The sequence below is a fragment of the Collinsella sp. LCP21S3_A9 genome, assembly GCF_052118785.1.
Lineage (GTDB): Bacteria > Actinomycetota > Coriobacteriia > Coriobacteriales > Coriobacteriaceae > Collinsella.
In genome coordinates this window covers 1-20,293 of record NZ_JBQKGN010000015.1, presented here as the reverse complement: position 1 = coordinate 20,293, position 20,293 = coordinate 1, and the positions used below count along the sequence as shown (strand labels likewise).

Sequence of the window (20,293 nt, the reverse complement as noted above, 5' to 3'; positions counted from 1 at the left end):
AATGCCATCAACCATTCGTATCCGGAGACGCGGCCTGGCTATCCTGGGATTCGTTTGCCGCATCCTCATCGTATTCCTGCTCGAGCTTATCGGCCTCACGAGGCGTCAACTCAAACTTGTCGACCATATCGACCGCACGGGAGCCAAGTTCGATCGCCTCGTCAAACAAATCGAGCGAACGCTCCAAGGACGTATCCTTGGAGCGAACGGTAGCGATGATCTGGTCCAAGCGGTTCGAGATCTCGTCGAAGTTGCGGACGGAACCCTCTGGCATGGCTACTCCTCGACGGTACCGTTCTCGACCTCGGCGACCTCGGCACCCTCGTCGAGAACGCCGGCCGCAGCCTGAGCGGCTGCAACCTTGGCGGCAGCCTCGGCGGCCTGGGCCTCCTCGCGGGCGCGGTCCTCGGCCAGCAGCTCCTGATACAGGTCCTCGCCCGGCAGCTCCTCGCTACGCGCGATCTTGCCCAGCACGCCATTGACAAACGACGCGGACTGGTCGGTGCCATAGGCCTTGGCAAGCTCTACAGCCTCGTTGATCACGATGGCGTCCGAGACCTCCTCGTCGGTGAGGAAGCGCATCTCATAGACGGCGATACGCAGCAGATTGCGATCGGCGCCGGGCATGCGCATAAGATCCCAGTTCTTGGCGATGGAGCGCAGGGCGCAGTCGATACGGTCGATATACTCGTAGGCACCGCGGCACAGCTCCAGAGCGTAGGGGTCGAGGGGACCCTTCGAGATCAGGAAATCGCCCTCGAGGACGCGCTCGAGCGGGCTGTCCGTCGCCTCGGCCTGGAACAGCAGCTGCAGCGCCTGACTGCGGGCAAGCGTACGCCCGCGATAAACCTTAAGGCTCAAAGGTTACTCCTTGGGGAAAACGAGGCCGTCGATGCAAACGTCAACGCGCTCGACCTCGACACCTACCTGGGCATCGATAGCTGCGACCACGGCGGAGCGAACGGCCTCGGCGAGTTTCTTGAACGGATAGCCAAAGAACACCACGACGCGCACGGCGAGTGCGAGCTTGTCGCCGATGACCTCGGCCTCTACCGGCGGCTCGGAAGCCGGGGCCTTGGACGAAAGCATCATGGAGACAAGGTTGGTGGCAAGGTCCTTGACGCCCACGGAGGCGATGCCCTCGACATCCGTGACGGCGCGCGAGACGATGGCGGTCAGAACATCGGGCGAAATACCGATGCCGTCAATCTTGATTTCCTGGGGCATGAGTCCTCCTAGAAGAGTTGGTTGCTAGACGCGGGAGACGAACTTGCCGTCGCGGGTGTCAACCTTGATGACCTCGCCCTCGTTGAGGTACATCGGGACCTGGATGACAGCACCGGTGTCGATGGTGGCCGGCTTGGTGGAACCCTGAACGGTGTCGCCCTTAAAGCCCGGGTCGGTCTGGACGATGGTGGTCTCGATGAACATCGGCGGGGTCACGCCCATGAGCTCGTCGTCGGCGAAGAGCAACTGGCAGGTGTCGTTCTCGCGCAGCCACTTGGAGTTCTCGCCCACCATGTCCTCGGGAACGGGAACCTGCTCGTAGGACTCGTTGTCCATGAAGATGTAGTCGGCGCCGTCGTTGTAGAGGTACTGGAACTCACGGGTGGTGAGCATGACGCTCTCGAACTTGGTACCGGCGTTGCAGGTGTTCTCGACGACACGACCGCTCTTGATATCGCGGGTCTTGTAGCGCACAAAAGCACCGCCCTTGCCCGGCTTGACGTGCTGGAACTCGACGATGGTGTAGACCTTGTCCTTAATGCGGAGACCGAGGCCGTTCTTGAAGTCGGCGGTAGAAATGGTAGGCATAGCGACCTTTCTTGTTATGGGTAGAACGCACAAGCGTCCAAATTACATACGAGCGAAATTATACACTTGCAGGCGGCGCCTGCGGCGAGCGCATAAAAAGAGAACGCGGGGCGCCCGAATCATTTCGGACGCCCCGCTTCCAAAATCAAACTGAATGGCTTAGCAGTCGATGACGTGCAAGTCGTGCGGGGTCTTGGTGAAGGGCTCATAGCCGTTCTCGGTGACAACACCGTAATCCTCCAAGCGCACGCCGCCCACGCCGGGCAGGTAGACGCCGGGCTCCATGGTGACAACCGAGCCGACCTCGATGATGTTCTTGCTGCGGTTGAAGTTGGGCAGCTCGTGGATGTCGATACCGACACCATGGCCCAGGCCATGGTTGTAGTAATCGCCATAACCGGCATCACCGATGATCTTCTTGGAAAGCTTGAAGATATCGTTACCCTCGACGCCCGGATGGATAGCGGCGACGCACTCCTCGTGGGTGCGGCGCACGAGCTCGTACAGGTCGAGCTGTTCCTGCGTGGACTCGCCCATCACGACGGTACGCGTCATATCGGAGCGATAGTCGCAGTAGCCCGCGCCATAATCCATGAGGACGAAATCGCCCTTCTCGATGACACGGTCGCTCGGGACGGCATGCGGGTTGGCGGTGTTGGGACCGCTCGCGACGATGGAGCCAAAGGCCAAGCTGTCGGCACCGTTGGCGAACATAAAGTTCTCGAGCTCGTTGCGGACCTGCTTCTCGGTCATACCGGGCTTAATAAAGCCGAGCATGTGCTGGAAGGCGGCATCGGTGATCGACTGCGCGTGTCGCATGAGCTCGATCTCCTCGGCATCCTTGATGGCGCGCATCTTACGAATGTCGTCATGCATCAGCGGCAGCATGCAGGCGACGGAGCGATCCTCAAGACCACGCTGAATACCCTGGTAAAAGTTAATCTGCATGTCATCCTCGACGGCGCAGACGCGACACTTGTTGGCCGCGATCTTGTCGGCAACCCAACCGGGGATGGTGCCCTCGTCCATGTCGTAGACCCAGGGGCTGCCGGCGGGCGTGTTCTCCTCAAAGCTGTTGAGATAGCGCGAGTCGGTATGGAACAGGCATTGATCGGCCGTAATAAATGCGGCGTGCGGAAACTCGAAGGTGTAATCGAAGACGCCCTTCACACCCGTGAGCCAACGGAGGTTGGCCTCATCGCGCACGACGATAGCATCGTAGCCGCGCTCGACCATCAGGGCACGGACACGCTCGATACGACCGGCAGGACCGGCAGCAAACTCAGACATTCAGATTCCTTTCTTATTGTCCTCAAAAAGAGCAGGACGGGCTTCAAACGAATAGCCGAACCACAAGCGATTCGCAACCGATTGAAAACCCGTCCCTCAAAATGATACGAAAGACGATGGATGTCAATAAAGTTAAAAAAGTTCCTTGCGAGAAGCCAGATACGCCTGCGCATGGCGTTCGAGAATCTCGTCCTCGACATTTGTCAGGCGAATGGCGCCGAGCGCCGCGGGCAGCGGCAGCATGCTGCGGTTTGAGCGGGCAAACTGCTGCTTGCGGAACTCCTCGATAAACGCGGTGGGCTCCAAGTCGAAGGCAAGCTCTTCGATGCCAAAGTCCTCCAGGCAATCGTCGAGATCAAACACATTGTCGATATCGAAGTCGCAGGCATCATGTGCTAAGCGCGCCTCAAAGCGCATGCCCTCGGAAAGGAGCTGGTATGCGGGAACGTTATCCGCGGCCTCGCCCAGGCAGGCGCGAAGGGTGCGCTCCCCTGTCTTACCAAAATCGAGTGCATGGCGAGCACTGGGGTTCGTGGCCATGAGCACGTCTTTGCGCGCGGTCTGGGACCACTGCACAGCATTGACGAGCGCGACCTCCTCGCCGGAAAGAATCTCGGGAACAGTCTCGGTAAACTGATTCCAGCGGGACTTGCTGCTCGAAAGCATGGTGCCAACAAGCACCACATAGCCGAGCTTGAGATCCTCGGAGTCCGCCTCGCGAACAAGGTCGAGGTCACACACGACCAAGCCCGATTCGGGACGGAACGCGATAGCGGGAAGCGCATTCGACGACGAGGCGACGAGCGGCTTCATGGTCGTCGCGACCGTGAGCATGGCGTCGAACGTTGTCGGCAGCAAGGCGCACTCGGTGCGACCGCACCACTGATTAGCACACCAGCTAACAACCGAGCAGGTTGCGGCATCACCAACGGCGACGACCAGATCGTCACAGGTAATTCCGTTGGCAGATAGGGCACCAAAGATGGTATCGGCATCGGCCAGCGTGGCACCAGCAGGCGAAACCTCGAGTGGGAGCTGCGACACGACAAAACCGGCATCAACCAGCGCATGCTCGACGACCTCGCCAAAACGCTCTGACGTGGCGCCGTTCCAAACCACCAACGCGCGCTTAGGCTTGCCCACAGCCGAGGCAAACATGCGCGACAGCTCCTCGAACGCGCCCAATCCGACGCGGACATCGACACTGCGGTTTTGGAAATTGATCAGTTGACGGCGAATCATAGCAGCCCACGCTCCAAAAGCATCTCGGCACAAAGGTAGGAAACGTCCTCGAAGGACTTGTTGCGAATATCAAGAGTAATATCGGCGGCCTGGCGATATAGCGGACGGCGATGCTCAAACAGGCGCGCGGCATGCTCGGGCGAACGGAAATCGGGACGCGTGTCGGACCGACGAATCTGGCGAATCGAATCCTCAAAGTCACCTTCGAGATACACACAGATACCCATCTGGTGCATAAGCTCAATATTCACCGGAGTCTCGACGATACCTCCGCCGCAAGAAACCAGCAGGCTGCGCTCGCTTTGGAGCGAACGGAGCGCCGAGGTCTCGAGCTCGCGAAAACGCTCCTCGCCCTCGGTCTCAAAAATCTCGGTCACCGATTTACCGCAACGACGCACGACAAGGCGGTCGGTATCGATAAAGCGACGTTTGAACATAGTGCCCACGTTGCGCGCAAGCGTCGATTTGCCCGCGCCCAAAAAGCCGATAAAGAAGATATGGTCGCAGCCGTGTTTGGTGTGCTGGGACATAGCGAGACCTATTCCTCGCAGGGAAGGTCGCGCAGGGCCCGGCGCTCAAAGATACGGAAGATCTGCGTATACCACAGGTCCTGAGTGGCCTGCGGCTTTACCAGGATGGTATCGACGCCGGCGAAATTGCCGCTCCACACGTCCGTGTAGAGCTGATCACCGATCAGCACCGCCTCGTCGGCCGTGGCGCCGAGGCGCTTAAGACCCGCCTTGAGGGCAAACGGAGCCGGCTTCATGGCGTGGCTAATGGCCTCGAGTCCCAGCTCGCGTGCCGAGCTCATGACCTGGTCGCGATGCCAGTTGTTAGACACCATGCACAGCTTAAAGCCTTTGGCGCGGGCGGCGTCGAGCCAAGCGGAAACCGCGGCGGGAACCTGCTCGGTGTCGCGCGGCACCAGGGTGTTATCGCGATCGAGCAGAATGGCGCGTTTGCCGTCGGCCCACAGGGTATCAAGGTCGATGCGGTCGACGGATGCAACATATCGTTTGGGGCTGAAAATCCTCATGTTTAATTCCAAGACTGTTGGTGCTCTTCGTAGGTTTGCGAGAAGTACTCCTCGTCCTGCGTTATGTAGAAATACAGGTCATCGGAGTCGGTCGGCTCAAGCGTGGCCTTGAGTGCCTCGAGCGACGGGGAGCAGATGGGCGTGGGTGGCAGACCCTCGTGCTTATAGGTGTTGTACGGACTATCGCTCTGCAGGTCGTCGGCGGAAACCTCGCCACCGGTGACATACATCATGGTCGCATCGCTGTTGAGATAACGCAGACCGTCGAGCTTGCCGGCAAGGCGGTTGTAGAAGACCGAGGCGACATGTGCGCGCTGCTCGGCGTTGAGACCCTCGCGCTCAACGATGGAAGCGAGATTGATGATGTCGTAATCGGACATCTCCACGCCGTAACGCTCTTTGATCTTGGCCTCGCACCCGGCAAAATCGAGAGACTTGTACTCGGTGTTGAACTGATCGAGCATGGCGCGGATAACGTCATCGGCGCTCGGGTCCTTGCCCAGCGAATAGGTCTTGGGGAACAGAAAACCCTCGAGCGAATCGTTGGCGGCGCCCTTAAGGAAGCTATAGTCGTCCACGTAGTTGGAGGCCTTGGCCTGGTTGAGGAAGTCCTCCTTAGAGATGCTGTCGTAGGCCTGGGCCACACGGTCGGCGACTTGATCGACCGTTAGACCCTCGGGAATAGTAAGCGCATTGGAGCCCGCATTGGGGCCTTCCATGAGCTGCTGAACAACCTTGGTCGCATCCATGAATGTGGTGAACGAATAGGTACCAGGCTTGAGGGACATATCGGCATTGAGCTTTTTGACCGCCGCATAGTAATCCTTGGGATTTTCGACGATATGGTTCTCGGAGAGGATCGAGGCGATGGTGTCGCCCGAAGCACCGTCGGGAATGGTCACCGTAACCTGCTGACCAGCCGTAACCTTCGTATCCTCACCGGCAAAGAAGCCCTTGACGGCCGGCACGACAAAGAAAGCGATCACAGCAAGCGCGAGCACCGCCACCACAACGCCGATGATCATGGGAACCGGAGAACTCTTCTTTTGAGCACCGCGTCGAGCACGCGTGTCGTAGCTCGAGCGGGTCGCCGGAGCAACGCCATGCAAACCGCGAGCATGATGCGAATGAGATTGGGTAGCCTGCGTTCGCCGGACAGGTGCCTGCTGCTTAAAGCGGGTACCGCCTGCAGGCTGGGCCGTACGAGCAGTGGGCTGCTGAGCCGCGCGAGAAGCCGGATGCTGAACCGAACGAGCAGAAGGCTGCTGACCCGTCCTTTGAGCAGGTTGGGCCGAACGAGCGAAGGACTGCACCGGGCGCGCGCCAGGCTGAGCTGCGCGCTGCGTCGGCTGTGCCGGACGCTGGCCAGGCTGGGCAGGGCGCGACTCGGGCTGACGTGTACGATTCGGCTGGCGCGGATCGGAAGCGCTAGGCATGCGAAACCTCCTCGTTTTTACGATCGAGCCACGTCTGCAAAAACAGGCTGGCGGCAATCATGTCAATCTTGCCCCTCATCTGCTTTTCGTTGAGGCCCTGCTCGCGCAAGATACGCTTTGCCTCTTGCGAGGACAGACGCTCATCCTCAAACTCGAGCGGAAGATCAAGCTCGTCGGCGATCTTTTGTGCCACGGCGGCAACGCGCTCGGCTTGAGGGCCGGGCTCGCCGGCCATGGTCAAGGGACGTCCGCTTACCAGGATGTCGGGCTCATAGTCCTCGACCAGGTAACGGAACGTCTTGGCCATACCGGTGACCTCGGCGGCCGGGAGTACCTTGACAGGCATCGCCATCTTGCCATCACGGCTCGAGACGGCAATGCCAATCCTGGTCTCCCCTATGTCCAGTGCGAGCGCGACCACAGCGACTACTTCGGTTCTTAGGCGCCCAGCGCGGTCTTAGCGGCCGCGAGGGCATCGGCGATACCGGCGGCGTTCTTGCCACCGGCCTGGGCCATGTTGGGACGGCCGCCACCGCGACCGTCGACCAGGCCCGCGATCTGCTTGATCACGTTGCCGGCGTGGAAACCGGCCTTGACGGCGTCATCGGAGCCGGCGGCGAGCAGCGCCGGGGTGCCCTTCTCGGTCACGCTGGCGACGACGCAGGCGACAGGGCCGGCGACCTTCTGGTGCACGGTATCCCAAACGTTGCGCAGGTCGGCGGCCTCGAGACCCTGGAGCTCAGCGACGACGAGCTTGTAGCCATCAAGCTCGACGGCGCCCTCGATGGCGCTGGAGATAGCGTCGGAGGAGCCACCGGTCAGGGCCTTCTTGAGCTTATTGGACGTCTCGCGCAGCTCGGCCTGCAGGTTCTCCACACGAGCGGGAACCTCGTCGACGCGGCACTTGAGCGCAGCGGCAGCGGCGTCAACGAGTGCCAGGCGGTCGGCCATGTAGTCGAGGGCACCCTTAGAGGTCACGGCCTCGATACGGCGGACGTTGGAGCCCGTGGAGGACTCGGAAATGATCTTGAACAGACCGATCTCGGCGGTGTTGGCGGCATGGGTGCCACCGCAAAGCTCACGGGAGAACGGCTGGTCCTCGGCGCCCACGGAGACAACGCGGACAACGTCGCCGTACTTCTCGCCAAAGAGGGCGACAGCGCCGGCGGCCTTGGCCTCATCGATGCCCATGACGCGGGTAACGACCGGCTTGGAAGCGAAGATCTGCTGGTTGACCAGGTCCTCGACAGCCTTGAGCTGCTCGGAAGACAGGGCCTCAAAGTGCGTGAAGTCAAAGCGCAGGTGCTCGGGCGTCACCAGCGAGCCGGCCTGGGAGACATGCTCGCCCAGGACCTGCTTAAGGGCGGCGTCGAGCAGGTGCGTGGCGGTGTGGTTGCGGCGCAGGAAGCCACGGCGCTCGGCGTCGAGCGCGGCGGTCACGGTAGCGCCGACGGTCAGCGTGCCCTCGGCAACGTGGGCGACGTGGGCATACAGGCCGTTGTGGTTCTTGGTATCGGAAACCGTCAGCGTAACGCCCTCGGCGGATAGCTTACCGGCGTCGCCCTGCTGGCCACCCATCTCGGCATAGAACGGAGTGCGGTCGAGCACGACCTCGACGTCCTCGCCGGCGGCAGCGGACTCGACGGACTCGCCGTTGCGCACGATGGCAACAACCTTGGCACCCTCGATCACATCGTTGTCATAGCCGTCGAACTCGGTCGCGGCAACTTTGTCGGAAAGCTCAACCCACACGTCGTTGAAGCTGCCCCAGGCGTCGCCCTTGGCATTGGCGCGGGCGCGGGCCTTCTGGTCCTCCATGCAGGCGGTAAAGCCGTCCATGTCGACGTCGTGGCCAGCGGTGCCGGCGATCTCGACGGTCAGGTCGATGGGGAAACCAAAGGTGTCATGCAGCTTAAAGGCAACATCGCCCGGAAGGACAGCGCCGTCGGCGAGCGCGGCCAGGGCCTCGTCCAGGTAAACGCGGCCGTTGTCGAGCGTCGTGGAGAAGCGCTCCTCCTCGGAGGCGACGATACCCTTGACGAGCGCGACGTTCTTGAGCAGCTCGGGATAGGCCTCGCCCATCTGAGCGTTGACCTCGTCGATGAACTTGGTTAGGAAGGCGCCCTCGATACCCAGCAGGCGACCGTGGAACACGGCGCGGCGGAGCAGGCGGCGAAGGACGTACTCGCGGCCCTCGTTACCGGGCAGGATGCCGTCCGAGATCATGAAGTCGACGGCACGGGAGTGATCGGCGATGATACGCAGCGAGCGGCTGGCACCGGAGTAATCGTCGGCGTCATAGGTCTTGCCGCTGATCTCCTCGCCAAGCTTGATGAGGTGCTGCATCAGATCGCCGTCGTAGTTGGCGGTCTTGTGCTGCATGATAGCGGCCATGCGCTCCAGGCCCATGCCCGTATCGAGGTTGCGGTGCGGCAGCTCCGGCATGGAGCCGTCCTCTTGGCGGTCGTACTGGGTAAAGACGAGGTTCCAGAACTCCAGGAAGCGGTCGCAGTCGCAGCCGGGCTTGCAGTCGGGGCTGCCGCAGCCGACCTCCTCGCCCATGTCAAAGTAGATCTCGGAGCACGGACCGCAGGGGCCGGTGGGGCCGGCGGCCCAGAAGTTGTCGTCCTCGCCCAGACGCGAGATGTGATCCTCGGCAACGCCCAGAGAGCGCCACACGTCGTGAGTCTCGTCGTCCTCGGTAAAGACGGTGAAGTACAGGCGGTCGAGCGGCAGCTTGAACTCCTTGGTGATGAGCTCAAAGGCCCAAGCGCAGGCCTGCTGCTTGGAGACGCCGCCAAAGGAGAAGTCGCCGAGCATCTCAAAGAAGGACAGGTGACGGCCATCCTCGCCGATGCAGTCGATGTCGTTGGTGCGGACGCACTTCTGGCAGGAGATAGCGCCGATCTCCTTCATGGTCTTCTTGCCCTGGTAATACTCCTTAAACTGGTTCATGCCGGCGTTGGCAAGCAGCAGCGAAGGATCGTCGGGGACGAGGGACGAAGAAGGATAGAGCTTAAGACCGCGCTCCTCAAAGAAGTTGAGGAACTTGGAGCGAATCTCAGCCGTAGTCATTGACGGGTAGTCAGCACTCATAGAGGGAATCTCCTCGGTTTCACATCGAAACAGTTCAAACGTAACGATATTACCATCCCACCGCGCCTGTGCAAAAAAGAGGGTCGCCAAACAGCGACCCTCCAGCGAATTTGCACGTTATTGCCTATGAACTTGAACTTGAAATGACTTACTGCTCATCATCGTCCATGGAGCCGTCGATGCCGGTATTGGTATCGTCGTCCGAGTTGGAATCGTCGTCTTTGGCGAAGGGATTCTTGAAAAAGCCCGTAGCATCGGGCTGAAGGCCCGAGAGCTTGATCCAGGGGTTATCGAGCTCGGGTTTGGGCATGGCCTGCGCCTCGGGCGCAGTCTCGTTACCGATGAGCTCGGACTCATAGATGAATGTATCGTCTCCAAGCGCATCGTAGGCGGCGACCGGGTTACCCTCAGTATCGCGATACGGCGTGCCCTTAAACACGGCGCCGTCGTATGCCACGAGCTGATGGCCGGTCTCGTTCTCAAAGTAGTAGACGAAAATGCCCTTGAGGGCCGCGCACAGCGGAATGGCGATAACCATGCCGATGGCGCCCATAAGCGCCGAACCGATAACGAGTGCCGTCAGGCTCATGATGGGATGCACCTGGACCGAGCTTTGCATGACTTTAGGCGAAATGACGTTGTCAGTGACATTTTGCGCCACCATGGTCACGACCAAAGTCCACAAAGCCAGCATCGGGCTGAACATAAAACCGAGCACCGTGGCGATCGCCGCGCTCACCCAGGGGCCGACAACCGGGACCAAGTGCATAATGCCCGTAAAGATGGCCATGAGTGCCGCGTAGGGATGGCCAATGAGCGTAAAGCCGATAAAGGCCAGGATGCCACCGCAGATGGACGTCACGACCATGCCGCGCATATAACCGCCAACCGAGCGCGAAAGAATCGCAACCATAAAGCGGTACGAGGTCTCCTTTTCCTGCCCGATGATGGTGCAGACCTCGTGGTGCATACGGGGATAGTCGCAGGCCAGCCAATAGGCAAGCACCAGACCCAGGAAGATGACGAACAGCTGCGAGGCCGTATTGGTAATGAACGGGAATACACCGCGACCAAGCTCGGCGGCAATCTGAGATACATACTTGGACGCCACGGTAACCAGCGAAGAAAGATTATCGTCCAGATACTCTTTGAGCGGCGTGTTGTTGAGCGTCTTGGCATGCGAGACCATCTCGTTGAGATCACCGCCCGCAACACGAAGCTGCTCAGGCAGGCGACTCAGGACTTCCATAATCTGACCAAAGAGAATCGGCGACAAGATGCAAACGACACCGACGAGCACAGCAACGACCACGATCAGCGCGATAAGCGAACCAATGCCACGGTTGACGCCGTGATGCTCGAGCCAGTTAGTAATCGGCGACATCACAAAAGCGATGATGGAACCGACAGCTAGAAACTCGATAACCGGCGCCAAGATACCCATAAGGTTAAAGATGACGGCGGCGATGACAATGCAGCCGACGACGGCCCAAATGCGAAGCGTCAGAATACGGGTATCGCGCAGCGCGCGATCGGTTTGTTGGGGGTGTTCACTCATGAACGAACCATCACTCCGTCGGGGTCGATCTTGTCCTGAACCTTCTTAAGGGTACGGCGCAGCAGGCGCGAGACCTGCACCTGCGAGATGCCCAGCTTCTTGGCGATCTCGATCTGGGTCATGCCCTTTACGAAACGCAGCTCGATAACCTCGCGCTCGCGCGGCGAGAAATCGCGGATGGCCTCCTCAATCACCAGGCGGTCATCGGTGAAGTCGAGCTCGTTGTCGTCGTCGGCGTAGCGGTCGAGAATTGAAGGCGCGTCGTCAGAATCGGACGCACCGGGGGCCTCGATGGGCACCGAGGTATAGGCCGAGGACGATTCCATGGCCTCCAGCACCTCGTCAACGGTCACGTCTAGGTACTCAGCGATTTCCTCCACCTTAGGCGAGCGCTGCAGCTCGTTAGTGAGCTTGTCGGTGGCCTGGTTAACCTTGGCAGAGAGCTCCTGTAGGCGACGCGGAACGCGCACACTCCAACCCTTGTCGCGGAAGTGACGCTTGATCTCACCCAAGATGGTGGGCGTGGCAAACGTGGTGAACTCAAGTCCGCGCTCGGGGTCAAAGCGGTCGATAGCCTTGAGCAAACCCAGATAGCCGACCTGCATGAGGTCGTCGAGCGGCTCGCCGCGATTCTTAAATTTGTTGGCAAGAAACCTTACCAGGTTCATATGGGACATGACGAGCTGCTCGCGGGCGTCCGGATCACCGGTCTCTTTGTAGCGACGAAACAGCTCGCGGGTTTTCTCCTTGTCCCAAGCGGTCTTACCGCTCCGGGAACGTTCGGTCATATTAGATATCCGCCTTGAGATCGAGGGAAAGCGTCAGAGGCGCCGCAGTCTTTTCGTAGGAATCGCACACGCTTGCCAGAATGAGCTCGGCATATACGGCGGCCTGGTCATCCTCATCGACAGTCGCCTGGTCGCCAAAGGTGAAGGTCATGCCCACGTGAGACTCATCGACATCGAATTTGATCGAGATAACGTCAGAATCAACGGCCGTGCAGCCAAAGATGAAGGCCTCCTCGGCAGCCATACGAATGTCCTCGATGCGATCGACGGACATGGAACACAGCGCGCCGACATTAGCCGCCGTCATGCGCACCAAGCGTGCCAGACGCGGATCCCCGGCAACAGTCAGCGTGATAGAGCAAGTTGCTTCACTACTCATCGCAGGACTCCTCAGAGGTCTCGGCGGGCGTGTAGGTGTAATACCGGGCTACTTTAGCAGCAGGCTTCTGTGCATCATCGTCACCAGCAGCGGCATCGTCCCCGGTTTCGCCAATCAGGACACGCTCGGTCGGCTGCTCGGCTTCGGCGGCAGCGGAAAGATTGCGCTCGGCCTCGACCGCGGGAGCCTTCACCTTGTTAAAGAGTTTCTGAACGGCACCGGCCGCAGAGTCGGTCACACTCGACACGGCATTGCTGGCCTCGGCCATGCTGCCCGTAACCTCGGAAATGTCGCGAACCACGGCTTCGACCTCTACGAGATTGGAGGTAAGGGCGTCGACGGCGGTCTTGCTCGACTTGAGGAGCGGCTCAACCTGCGCCAGCGCGGGGGTGAGCTCATCGACGGCGCCATCGAGCTTTGCTACCACGGGCTGAGCCTCGGCGATGGTGTTGTTAAGGTCGCTCACCGTCTTGTCGAGCGAATCAACGACAGTGCGGGTCTTTCGCAGCGTGAGCGCGAGCTCGATGACAGCCCACACGCCGGCAACGGCGAGCAGCAGCAGGGCGATTTGGATGGGACTCATACAAGCCTCCCGAAGGAATCGAAATACAGACGCTGTTCATGGTACCCCAAAGGGGACCGAACATGCCAAAAGCAGCAACGTGAGACAAAATTACCAGCAGCTACTTCGGTGCATTCCCGCTACGGTCGCGCTCGCTTTGCTCTACACGCCACTCTTCCCAGCCGCGGCCGGCAGGCTGCCAAAACGCACCGCGCTCCAGCCCCTCGGGCAAATAGCGTTGATCGACCCAGCCTTCGGGATAATCATGCGGATACTTATACACACCGTATTCGTCGCTGCCCGGGCGATGACGATCGCGTAGATAGCTCGGCACCTCGCGCAGCCCACTTGAATGAATATCGGCCAACGCCGCATCAATCGAGGCCTCACACGCGTTGGATTTTGGCGCCAAGCACACATAGAGTGCAGCCTGAGCCAGATTAATGCGACACTCGGGATAACCGATGACCTCGGCAGACTTAAACGCGGCATGGGCCACCAATAGCGCCTGCGGGTCGGCGTTGCCAACATCCTCAGAAGCCTGAATCATAATACGGCGAGCGATAAACTTAGGGTCCTCCCCCGCATCGATCATGCGCGCGAGCCAATAGATCGTGGCATCGGGGTCGCTGCCGCGCATAGACTTAATAAACGCGCTGATGATGTCGTAGTGCATGTCGCCGTTTTTGTCATACGAAAAACCACGGCGCGGATTGGCAATCTTTACGTCATCCACGGTAATGGGATAACGCTCCCCCGCCGCCGGCGCTGGCGTTCCCTCGGTATCGGGACGCGTGACGGCAATCTCGCTCGCAAGCTCGAGCGTCGTGAGTGCCGAGCGAGCGTCACCCGCAGCCAGCGTGCAGATGGTCTTAACCGTATCCTCATCGGCCGAGAACTTGCCGTTCAAACCCTGCGGCGCCTCGAGCGCACGCTCGATAAGCGTGGCGATATCCTCGTCCTTTAAATGTTCAAGTTCCACCACGCGACCGCGCGAGAGCAACGCCGAGTTGACCTCGAAGTACGGATTCTCCGTCGTGGCGCCAATCATAACGACGGTACGGTTCTCAACCGCATGCAGCAGGGCATCCTGCTGCGACTTGGAGAAGCGGTGAATCTCGTCGATGAAAAGAATGGTGCGACGGTCGTACGTATTCAGGCGCGTCTTGGCCTCGTCAATCACGCGGCGCAGGTCCTTCACAGTGCCCGTCACGGCGCTGACCTCGACAAACTCGCTCTTGGTATGGTTGGCGATAATGTGGGCCAGCGTCGTCTTGCCCGTACCGGCCGGCCCATACAGAATCACACTCGACAGCACGTCATGCTCAATCGCGGCACGCAACCACGAGCCCTTACCGACGGCCTTTTGCTGGCCCACGTACTCGTCGAGCGAATTGGGCCGCATGCGCACCGCAAGCGGCGCATTCTGAAAGGAACGCTCACGCGTCGAAGCAGAAAAAAGGTCGTCCATAGCCATCCCGTGCATCAATCAAAAACGTTTTCCATGAACAGTATACCGAATATATACGAACTACCGTTCGTTAATATAGGTACGGTGCGGAAACATCAATCCCGGGAACAGCTTGCTCGTGAGCTCGCAGAAATAACCGTCCGTCATGCTCGCAATGTAATCCACGACCGTCTGGTCCTTATCGTCCTGCCATGCATAGGTGCGATCGTAGTAGGAAAGCTGCTGCTCAATGCGAGAAATGTGGTGCTTAAAGATATACGAGGACTCGTCGCCTTCGTTTATATCCCGCAGGCAACGGTCATAGAGCTTCTCGAAGGCCTCGCGCAGCTCCGCTTCGGAGTCGCCTTCTATGCCGCCCTTGCTATAGATCTTCTCGTAGTTCTCGCGCTTGGCCCGGCGGATTTCCTCAAACAGGTCCTCGCTCATCTCGATGCGCGGCTTGCCATAGCTGTGCTCGACGATATCGATAGAGGCATGCGTAAGGATCCAGCTGTTGTATGCACCGCCCAGGTCATCGTCAAAGTCGTCGGGTGACAGCAGGCCCGCCGCAATGGCGTCTTGGCGATCGCGCCCAACGTAGGCAAGGATATCCGAGATGCGAACCACGCAGCCCTCGAGCGTCATGGGGCGCAGGTGCTCAATTGCGCTATAACCCGTGGCAATGCATTCCTCGACGGTTCGGTCGAACTGGTCAAAGGAACCCATGTCCGAAAGCTCAAAAACACGCTGTTCGTACTCGCCGTTGTGGCACAGTACGCCATCGAGCGTCTGGAGCGACACGTTGCGGCCGTACAGCGCGTCGAGCACGCGGACCGACTGCACATTATGGAAAAAATAACGCCCCGTGCGCTCATGATAGATGTCGTTGAGGAAACGCTCACCGGCATGGCCAAAGGGCGTGTGGCCCAAGTCGTGGCCTAAGCCAATCGCCTCGATCAGATCGCAGTTGAGGCCCAGAGCACGCCCGATATCGCGAGCGATGCGCGAGACAAGCTGCACGTGCAGGCCGCGGCGCGACAGATCGTCGTTGCTGCGAAAACTGAAGACCTGCGTTTTGCCTGCATAACGTGTGTATGCTGGCAGATGCAGAATCTTTTCGATATCGCGCATAAAGGCCGGACGCATAAGCGTGCCCTCGTCTGCGGCCCGATCGACACGGCGGATGGCCTGGTCGTCACCGCATCGATAGGGATTAACGACACCCGCGGCGCGGTCGGCGGCAATGCGCTCGACCAGCTCGGGCGACAACGCCGCGGGAATGCGATCCAGGCGCGCCTTGATGGCGGCTGTCTGTTGATTGATTGCCATGGCATGCTCCTTAAAAAGGGCGCGCAAACGGTTACAGCGTACTACCCACGAACTCGATTATGGCAAATATTGGCACCAAAAACGGCAGCAAAGGCAGCGAGCGCGATTTTACGATGAGACAGGCAGCGGCAAGGGTCAGGAGCGCAACCGCAAACGCGACGACGCCGCCCAGGGGATCGAAGGTGCAAAGGGCAAAGAGCGCCTTGGCATCCCCCATGCCAACGCCAGGGGCATGGCGAAGGCGACGCCAGAGTGACTCAGTAAGCACAAGGGCAAGGTAGACGATGACCGCAAGACCGGCGTGGTCAAGCGCCATGTTAACACCCTTGTCGAGCCAGACGCCTGCAAACGCCGCCACCGCACACGCGCCGGCAAGCTCATTGGGAAACCGCCGCTCGCGGACATCAATCGCCGCGCCGGCAAAGATGCAAATCCAAAACGGGATATAGAACATCGAAACCCCTCAACTGAGCGCTCAAACGTAAAAACCACCGCAAAGGTTCTATCCCCTTTGTGGTGGTTTTGATGGTGGTTATTTGGCGCCCTGCATGACCTCGTCGAGGGTAACGCTTACGGCGTGCTGCGTCGGCACCCAGTCGACCTTCAAGAACAGCGCTGCCACCGTAATGGGGATATAGCTGAACATAAAGATCGGGAAGGTAAACAGGTTGGTTACCAGACGCCACTTTTGCGCGCAGTGAATATGCTTGTATTCAAAGATAGTCGTGAGCAGCGCCAGGATAAAGAAAGTCTGATACATCATAGCGAAGGTCATAATGAGAGAAGCGGCACACGCCTGCATCTCGACTTCGGTAGCCAAGAAACCGTGCGAAAGGCCGCCCACGATGAGGAACGTCGCATTAGCGAGCATCGAGATCAGAGAGAGCAGCATGCCCGGTGCGATCGTCATAAACATGTCGTAGGCGGCAAAGCGATGATAGCGGAAGGTCGATTTGACCAGGTGCTTACCGTACGTAAAGAACACCTGGTAGAAGCCCTTGGTCCAACGCATACGCTGTTTCCAGGATGCCTTAAACGTCACGGGCTGTTCGTCAAAGAACTCCGCCGGCGCATAGCCAATGCGAATGCCGTGAATGGCACAGAACGTGGTGAACTGAATATCCTCGGTCAGCGTGTGGAACTGCCAGCCGTGCATACCCTCGATAACGCTGGCGGAGATGAGGTAGCCCGAACCCGAAACGGCGCAAGACGTCTTACAGATGTTGCGCGCGTTGTTGAGAAAGCGCGCCTCGCGCAGGTACCACGTGGCATTAGCTGCCGAGATCCACGAGCTGCCAAAGTTCTTGGAATTGCGATAGCTCGTAACAACATGGAAGCCCTGGTCAAAAGCATCGTTCATCTTGGACACGTAATCGCGGGCGATAACGTTATCGGCATCGAAGATAAAGTAGCCTTCAAACGTATCGGGATACTCGTTAAGGATGCGGTCGAAGCCATAGTCCATGACCCAGCTCTTGCCTTTACGGGCCAAGTCATTGCGCTCATAGACGACGGCGCCCGCCTCGCGCGCGAGCTGCGCCGTGTTGTCGGTGCAGGCATCGGCGACCACGAAGACCTCGATAAGCTCGGACGGATAATCTTGGTCCTTAATGGAGCGCACGAGGTTGGCGATCACGGCCTCCTCGTTATGCGCCGCGATAAAAAAGGCATAACGATGGAGCTTCTTGGCCTTGGGAGGTGCGACCTCACCACGAAGAGCGCCGATGACAAAGAAGACCACCTGGTACAGAAAGCAGACCGTAAGCAGCGTGACGACAATCTGGTTGAAGATCACGATGGGTGTGTTGGTTTGTAAAAAGGCGAGCATGCAGGCTCCCAGGAACGCGTGACGTAAACAACCGTATATCTTACCGCAGGCTTACGGAGTTCAAGAAACCACCTAATACTGGCTAGGCCTCGAGCAGACCGAGCTGAGGGACGATTTCGTTGCCAGCGGCAGTGCGGCCGAGCGAACGCGGGGCCAAATCATCCAGAACCGCCGCAAGATCCCATGGCAGCTCGTCACGGCACTCGATGTGCTCCCCCGTCACGGGATGATCGAACGCCACACGCCAGGAATGCAGGAACTGCCTGGTCAGACCCTGATCGGCACGAGCATCGCACTTACCATAGAGTGGATCGCCCACGCAGGCATGGTTGATATGGCGCATGTGAACGCGAATCTGATGCGTGCGGCCGGTAAACAGGTGACACTCGACAAGCGTGTAGCCGTCGTCGAAGCGCGTGGAATCAAAGCGCTCAAGGACCTTAAAGGTCGTGATGGCCTGGCGCGCAAAGGGGTCATCGGAAACCGCCATCTTCACGCGGTCGCGCGTGGAGCGAGCGATACCAGTATTGATAGTGCCCTCGTCCATGGCGATGTGCCCGTGAACGAGCGTAATGTAGCGACGGTCGAGGGTACGCGTGCGGATGAGATTTTGGAGCGCACGCTGGGTGTCGTCGTCTTTAGCCGCGAGCATAAGGCCCGAGGTATCGCGATCCAGACGATGCACGATGCCGGGGCGGTCCTCGCCCTGCACGGTACCCAGATGGTCGATACCGCAGTGATAGACCAGGGCATTCGCAAGCGTACCGCTCTCATGACCATGCGCAGGATGGCACACCAGGCCGCGCTGCTTGGAGAGCACCATGAGATAGTCGTCCTCATAGCGAATGTCGAGCGGGATGGCCTCGGGGATCACGTCGGTCGGGTCATGCGGCTCGGGCAGGTCGACCGAGATGCGGTCACCGGAGCGTACGGCATACTTTTTAGATAGGCAGGTCTCGCCGTTGACGGCAACGGCGCCTCCCTCGATCAGATGCGCGCAGGCAGAGCGCGTGGGACAGCCATCGTTGGCGCCCAGATAGGCGTCGAGACGTTGACCGGCGCAATCGTCGGCAACGAGAATATGGATGTCGGCCATTAGCGCTCATTCCTTTCGCGAATCTTGCGGGCATGCTCCCCACGCTGCTTAGCTTTACGTTTGGCGCGGGCCTCGTCACGGGCGTTGAGCTCGGCGGTCGCATCGACCTCGCGAGCGGCGGGACTCAAGAACATGTATCCGATGAGCGCCAGCACGACACCGGCGGTAATGCCGATATCGGCCACGTTAAAGACGGGGAAATCAATGAAGGTAGTGGCAATAAAATCAGTCACAAAGCCCATGGCCAGGCGATCGATCGCGTTGCCGATGGCGCCGCCCGCAACCATGGCCATACCCACGACCTCTAGGCGAGCGAGCTGAGGAGCACGGAGCAAGTACACGGCAATGGCGGCAATGGCCCCAAGCGCCAGCACGGCAAACGCTATGCCATGGCCCTCGCCCATGCTAAAGGCAGCTCCGATATTGCGGACAAACACAAAATCGATCACGCCGGGGATAACAGTCATATGCAGGGTATCGCCCACGGCACGAACCGCAAGCTTGGTCAGCTGGTCAACAAGCAACACAAAGAGCGCCACCCCACCAGCAACACGCAACCGCCAACGCAAAGGCGGCGTCATATCCGCACCACGACCCAAAGAAATCCCCTACCCTCAAAATAATCGAATTCCATTTAACGCAAATAACCATCTTATATTGCCATACGCAGAACGCACGACATATCCACCAATGCGACAAAGGGGCTGTCCCCTTGTCCCTTCACCGGGTAGTCTTTTTGGGACGGGGCTTTTTTAGCTACCCAGTCCAGCGCTTTCGAAGATTAAGTCCTTATTTGAGGTAGGGCAGCTAAAAAAGCCCCGTCCCAAAAAGACTACTGACAGACACTATGACCCAATCCGAGGGCACTAAAAAGATAGGAGCCCCCGCTCGTGACCGCGGGTCGGGGCTGCGACAATGATGTTGAAGTGCCATAGGCGCAGCCGCGCCGCAACGAGGTTGGGAGGCTCCCATGCCAAAGTATTCTACCGCGTTCGGGATGGACGTCCACCTGAGGTCGACCACCGTCTGCGCCCTCGACGCGGACACCGGCGAGGCCGTGACGAGGAGGTTCCCCGGCAACCCCTGGGGCGAGATCGCCGGGTGGATGGATGGGTTCCCCGGGCCGTCGCTCGCGGCCTACGAGAGCGGCTACCTCGGCTTCGCCCCGCAAAGGGAGCTCGCCGGGCTCGGCGTCGAGTGCGTCGTCGCCGCGGTCTCGAAGATCCCCAGGTCGGCCGCCGACTCGGCCTCCAAGAACGACAGGAACGACGCCGCCATGTTAATGCCAATATAAAAAGGGCCAGTTACACCAACGTAAAAATCCAATAGCACCAAGATAGATGTGCCAACAGCGCCAACGCATTTTGCCCAACCGCGCCAACGAAGGT

The 20,293-nt window shown here is 59.4% G+C and carries 22 protein-coding genes; 1 reads left to right on the top strand and 21 read right to left on the bottom strand.

The features are described 5' to 3' along the window. Positions 1-7 precede the first annotated feature (7 nt). The 21 genes from ACTQ05_RS07030 to lspA all read right to left on the bottom strand — a co-directional run bounded on the left by ACTQ05_RS07030 (position 8) and on the right by lspA (position 19,486). Entirely contained in the window at positions 8-274 is a 267-nt protein-coding gene (locus tag ACTQ05_RS07030) for an exodeoxyribonuclease VII small subunit (RefSeq protein WP_390397661.1), read from the bottom strand. A gap of 2 nt (positions 275-276) precedes the next feature. Beyond that, positions 277-861 carry a transcription antitermination factor NusB gene (gene nusB, locus ACTQ05_RS07025; protein ID WP_441538562.1) on the bottom strand — a complete coding sequence of 195 codons (585 nt, stop codon included), beginning with the start codon at positions 859-861 and terminating at the stop codon, positions 277-279. Between the two features lie 3 nt (positions 862-864). Beyond that, entirely contained in the window at positions 865-1,227 is a 363-nt protein-coding gene (locus tag ACTQ05_RS07020) for an Asp23/Gls24 family envelope stress response protein (RefSeq protein ID WP_441538560.1), read from the bottom strand. A 24-nt stretch (positions 1,228-1,251) separates the two neighbouring features. Further along, a complete protein-coding gene (efp, locus tag ACTQ05_RS07015; RefSeq protein WP_154515524.1) occupies positions 1,252-1,815 on the bottom strand; it encodes an elongation factor P in 564 nt (187 codons plus the stop codon). A 159-nt stretch (positions 1,816-1,974) separates the two neighbouring features. After that, a complete protein-coding gene (locus ACTQ05_RS07010; RefSeq protein ID WP_441538558.1) occupies positions 1,975-3,105 on the bottom strand; it encodes a M24 family metallopeptidase in 1,131 nt (376 codons plus the stop codon). Positions 3,106-3,237: 132 nt separating this feature from the next. Further along, entirely contained in the window at positions 3,238-4,347 is a 1,110-nt protein-coding gene (locus ACTQ05_RS07005) for a hypothetical protein (protein ID WP_441538556.1), read from the bottom strand. Beyond that, the gene (locus ACTQ05_RS07000) at positions 4,344-4,877 is read right to left on the bottom strand and encodes a shikimate kinase (protein ID WP_154515515.1); all 534 of its coding nucleotides are present in this window, start codon (positions 4,875-4,877) and stop codon (positions 4,344-4,346) included. Before ACTQ05_RS07000 ends, ACTQ05_RS07005 begins: the two co-directional genes overlap by 4 nt. 8 nt (positions 4,878-4,885) lie before the next feature. Beyond that, the gene (locus ACTQ05_RS06995; protein ID WP_117646451.1) at positions 4,886-5,383 is read right to left on the bottom strand and encodes a YqeG family HAD IIIA-type phosphatase; all 498 of its coding nucleotides are present in this window, start codon (positions 5,381-5,383) and stop codon (positions 4,886-4,888) included. Between the two features lie 2 nt (positions 5,384-5,385). Continuing rightward, the gene (gene mltG, locus ACTQ05_RS06990; protein ID WP_427793774.1) at positions 5,386-6,819 is read right to left on the bottom strand and encodes an endolytic transglycosylase MltG; all 1,434 of its coding nucleotides are present in this window, start codon (positions 6,817-6,819) and stop codon (positions 5,386-5,388) included. After that, positions 6,812-7,240: a Holliday junction resolvase RuvX gene (gene ruvX / locus ACTQ05_RS06985; protein ID WP_035138185.1), complete on the bottom strand. Its 429-nt coding sequence runs from the start codon at positions 7,238-7,240 to the stop codon at positions 6,812-6,814. Before ruvX ends, mltG begins: the two co-directional genes overlap by 8 nt. Before the next feature lie 17 nt (positions 7,241-7,257). Then, positions 7,258-9,915 carry an alanine--tRNA ligase gene (gene alaS, locus ACTQ05_RS06980; RefSeq protein WP_441538554.1) on the bottom strand — a complete coding sequence of 886 codons (2,658 nt, stop codon included), beginning with the start codon at positions 9,913-9,915 and terminating at the stop codon, positions 7,258-7,260. A 148-nt stretch (positions 9,916-10,063) separates the two neighbouring features. Further along, positions 10,064-11,473: an AI-2E family transporter gene (locus tag ACTQ05_RS06975; protein WP_441538552.1), complete on the bottom strand. Its 1,410-nt coding sequence runs from the start codon at positions 11,471-11,473 to the stop codon at positions 10,064-10,066. Beyond that, a complete protein-coding gene (locus ACTQ05_RS06970; protein ID WP_427717298.1) occupies positions 11,470-12,261 on the bottom strand; it encodes an RNA polymerase sigma factor SigF in 792 nt (263 codons plus the stop codon). The genes ACTQ05_RS06975 and ACTQ05_RS06970 overlap by 4 nt, the downstream gene beginning before the upstream one ends. Position 12,262: 1 nt before the next feature. Then, a complete protein-coding gene (locus ACTQ05_RS06965; RefSeq protein ID WP_154515503.1) occupies positions 12,263-12,640 on the bottom strand; it encodes an ATP-binding protein in 378 nt (125 codons plus the stop codon). Further along, positions 12,633-13,223: a hypothetical protein gene (locus tag ACTQ05_RS06960; RefSeq protein ID WP_441538550.1), complete on the bottom strand. Its 591-nt coding sequence runs from the start codon at positions 13,221-13,223 to the stop codon at positions 12,633-12,635. Before ACTQ05_RS06960 ends, ACTQ05_RS06965 begins: the two co-directional genes overlap by 8 nt. 100 nt (positions 13,224-13,323) lie before the next feature. Then, on the bottom strand, positions 13,324-14,673 hold the full coding sequence (locus tag ACTQ05_RS06955; protein ID WP_441538548.1) for a replication-associated recombination protein A: 1,350 nt from the start codon (positions 14,671-14,673) through the stop codon (positions 13,324-13,326). A 60-nt stretch (positions 14,674-14,733) separates the two neighbouring features. Beyond that, complete coding sequence (locus ACTQ05_RS06950) at positions 14,734-15,981, bottom strand: deoxyguanosinetriphosphate triphosphohydrolase family protein (RefSeq protein WP_441538547.1); 1,248 nt, start codon at positions 15,979-15,981, stop codon at positions 14,734-14,736. Positions 15,982-16,012: 31 nt separating this feature from the next. Further along, positions 16,013-16,435: a prepilin peptidase gene (locus ACTQ05_RS06945; protein WP_427728148.1), complete on the bottom strand. Its 423-nt coding sequence runs from the start codon at positions 16,433-16,435 to the stop codon at positions 16,013-16,015. Between the two features lie 78 nt (positions 16,436-16,513). Beyond that, positions 16,514-17,809, bottom strand: a complete 1,296-nt coding sequence (locus ACTQ05_RS06940) for a glycosyltransferase family 2 protein (RefSeq protein WP_154515488.1) — start codon at positions 17,807-17,809, stop codon at positions 16,514-16,516. Between the two features lie 82 nt (positions 17,810-17,891). After that, a complete protein-coding gene (locus tag ACTQ05_RS06935) occupies positions 17,892-18,905 on the bottom strand; it encodes an RluA family pseudouridine synthase (protein WP_441016312.1) in 1,014 nt (337 codons plus the stop codon). After that, positions 18,905-19,486, bottom strand: a complete 582-nt coding sequence (lspA, locus tag ACTQ05_RS06930; protein WP_441538544.1) for a signal peptidase II — start codon at positions 19,484-19,486, stop codon at positions 18,905-18,907. The genes ACTQ05_RS06935 and lspA overlap by 1 nt, the downstream gene beginning before the upstream one ends. A 389-nt stretch (positions 19,487-19,875) precedes the next feature. On the opposite strand from lspA, the gene ACTQ05_RS06925 reads away from it, so the two are divergent. Continuing rightward, positions 19,876-20,199 (top strand): hypothetical protein, encoded by a 324-nt coding sequence (locus ACTQ05_RS06925; RefSeq protein WP_441538542.1) that lies wholly within the window; start codon positions 19,876-19,878, stop codon positions 20,197-20,199. Positions 20,200-20,293 lie beyond the last annotated feature (94 nt).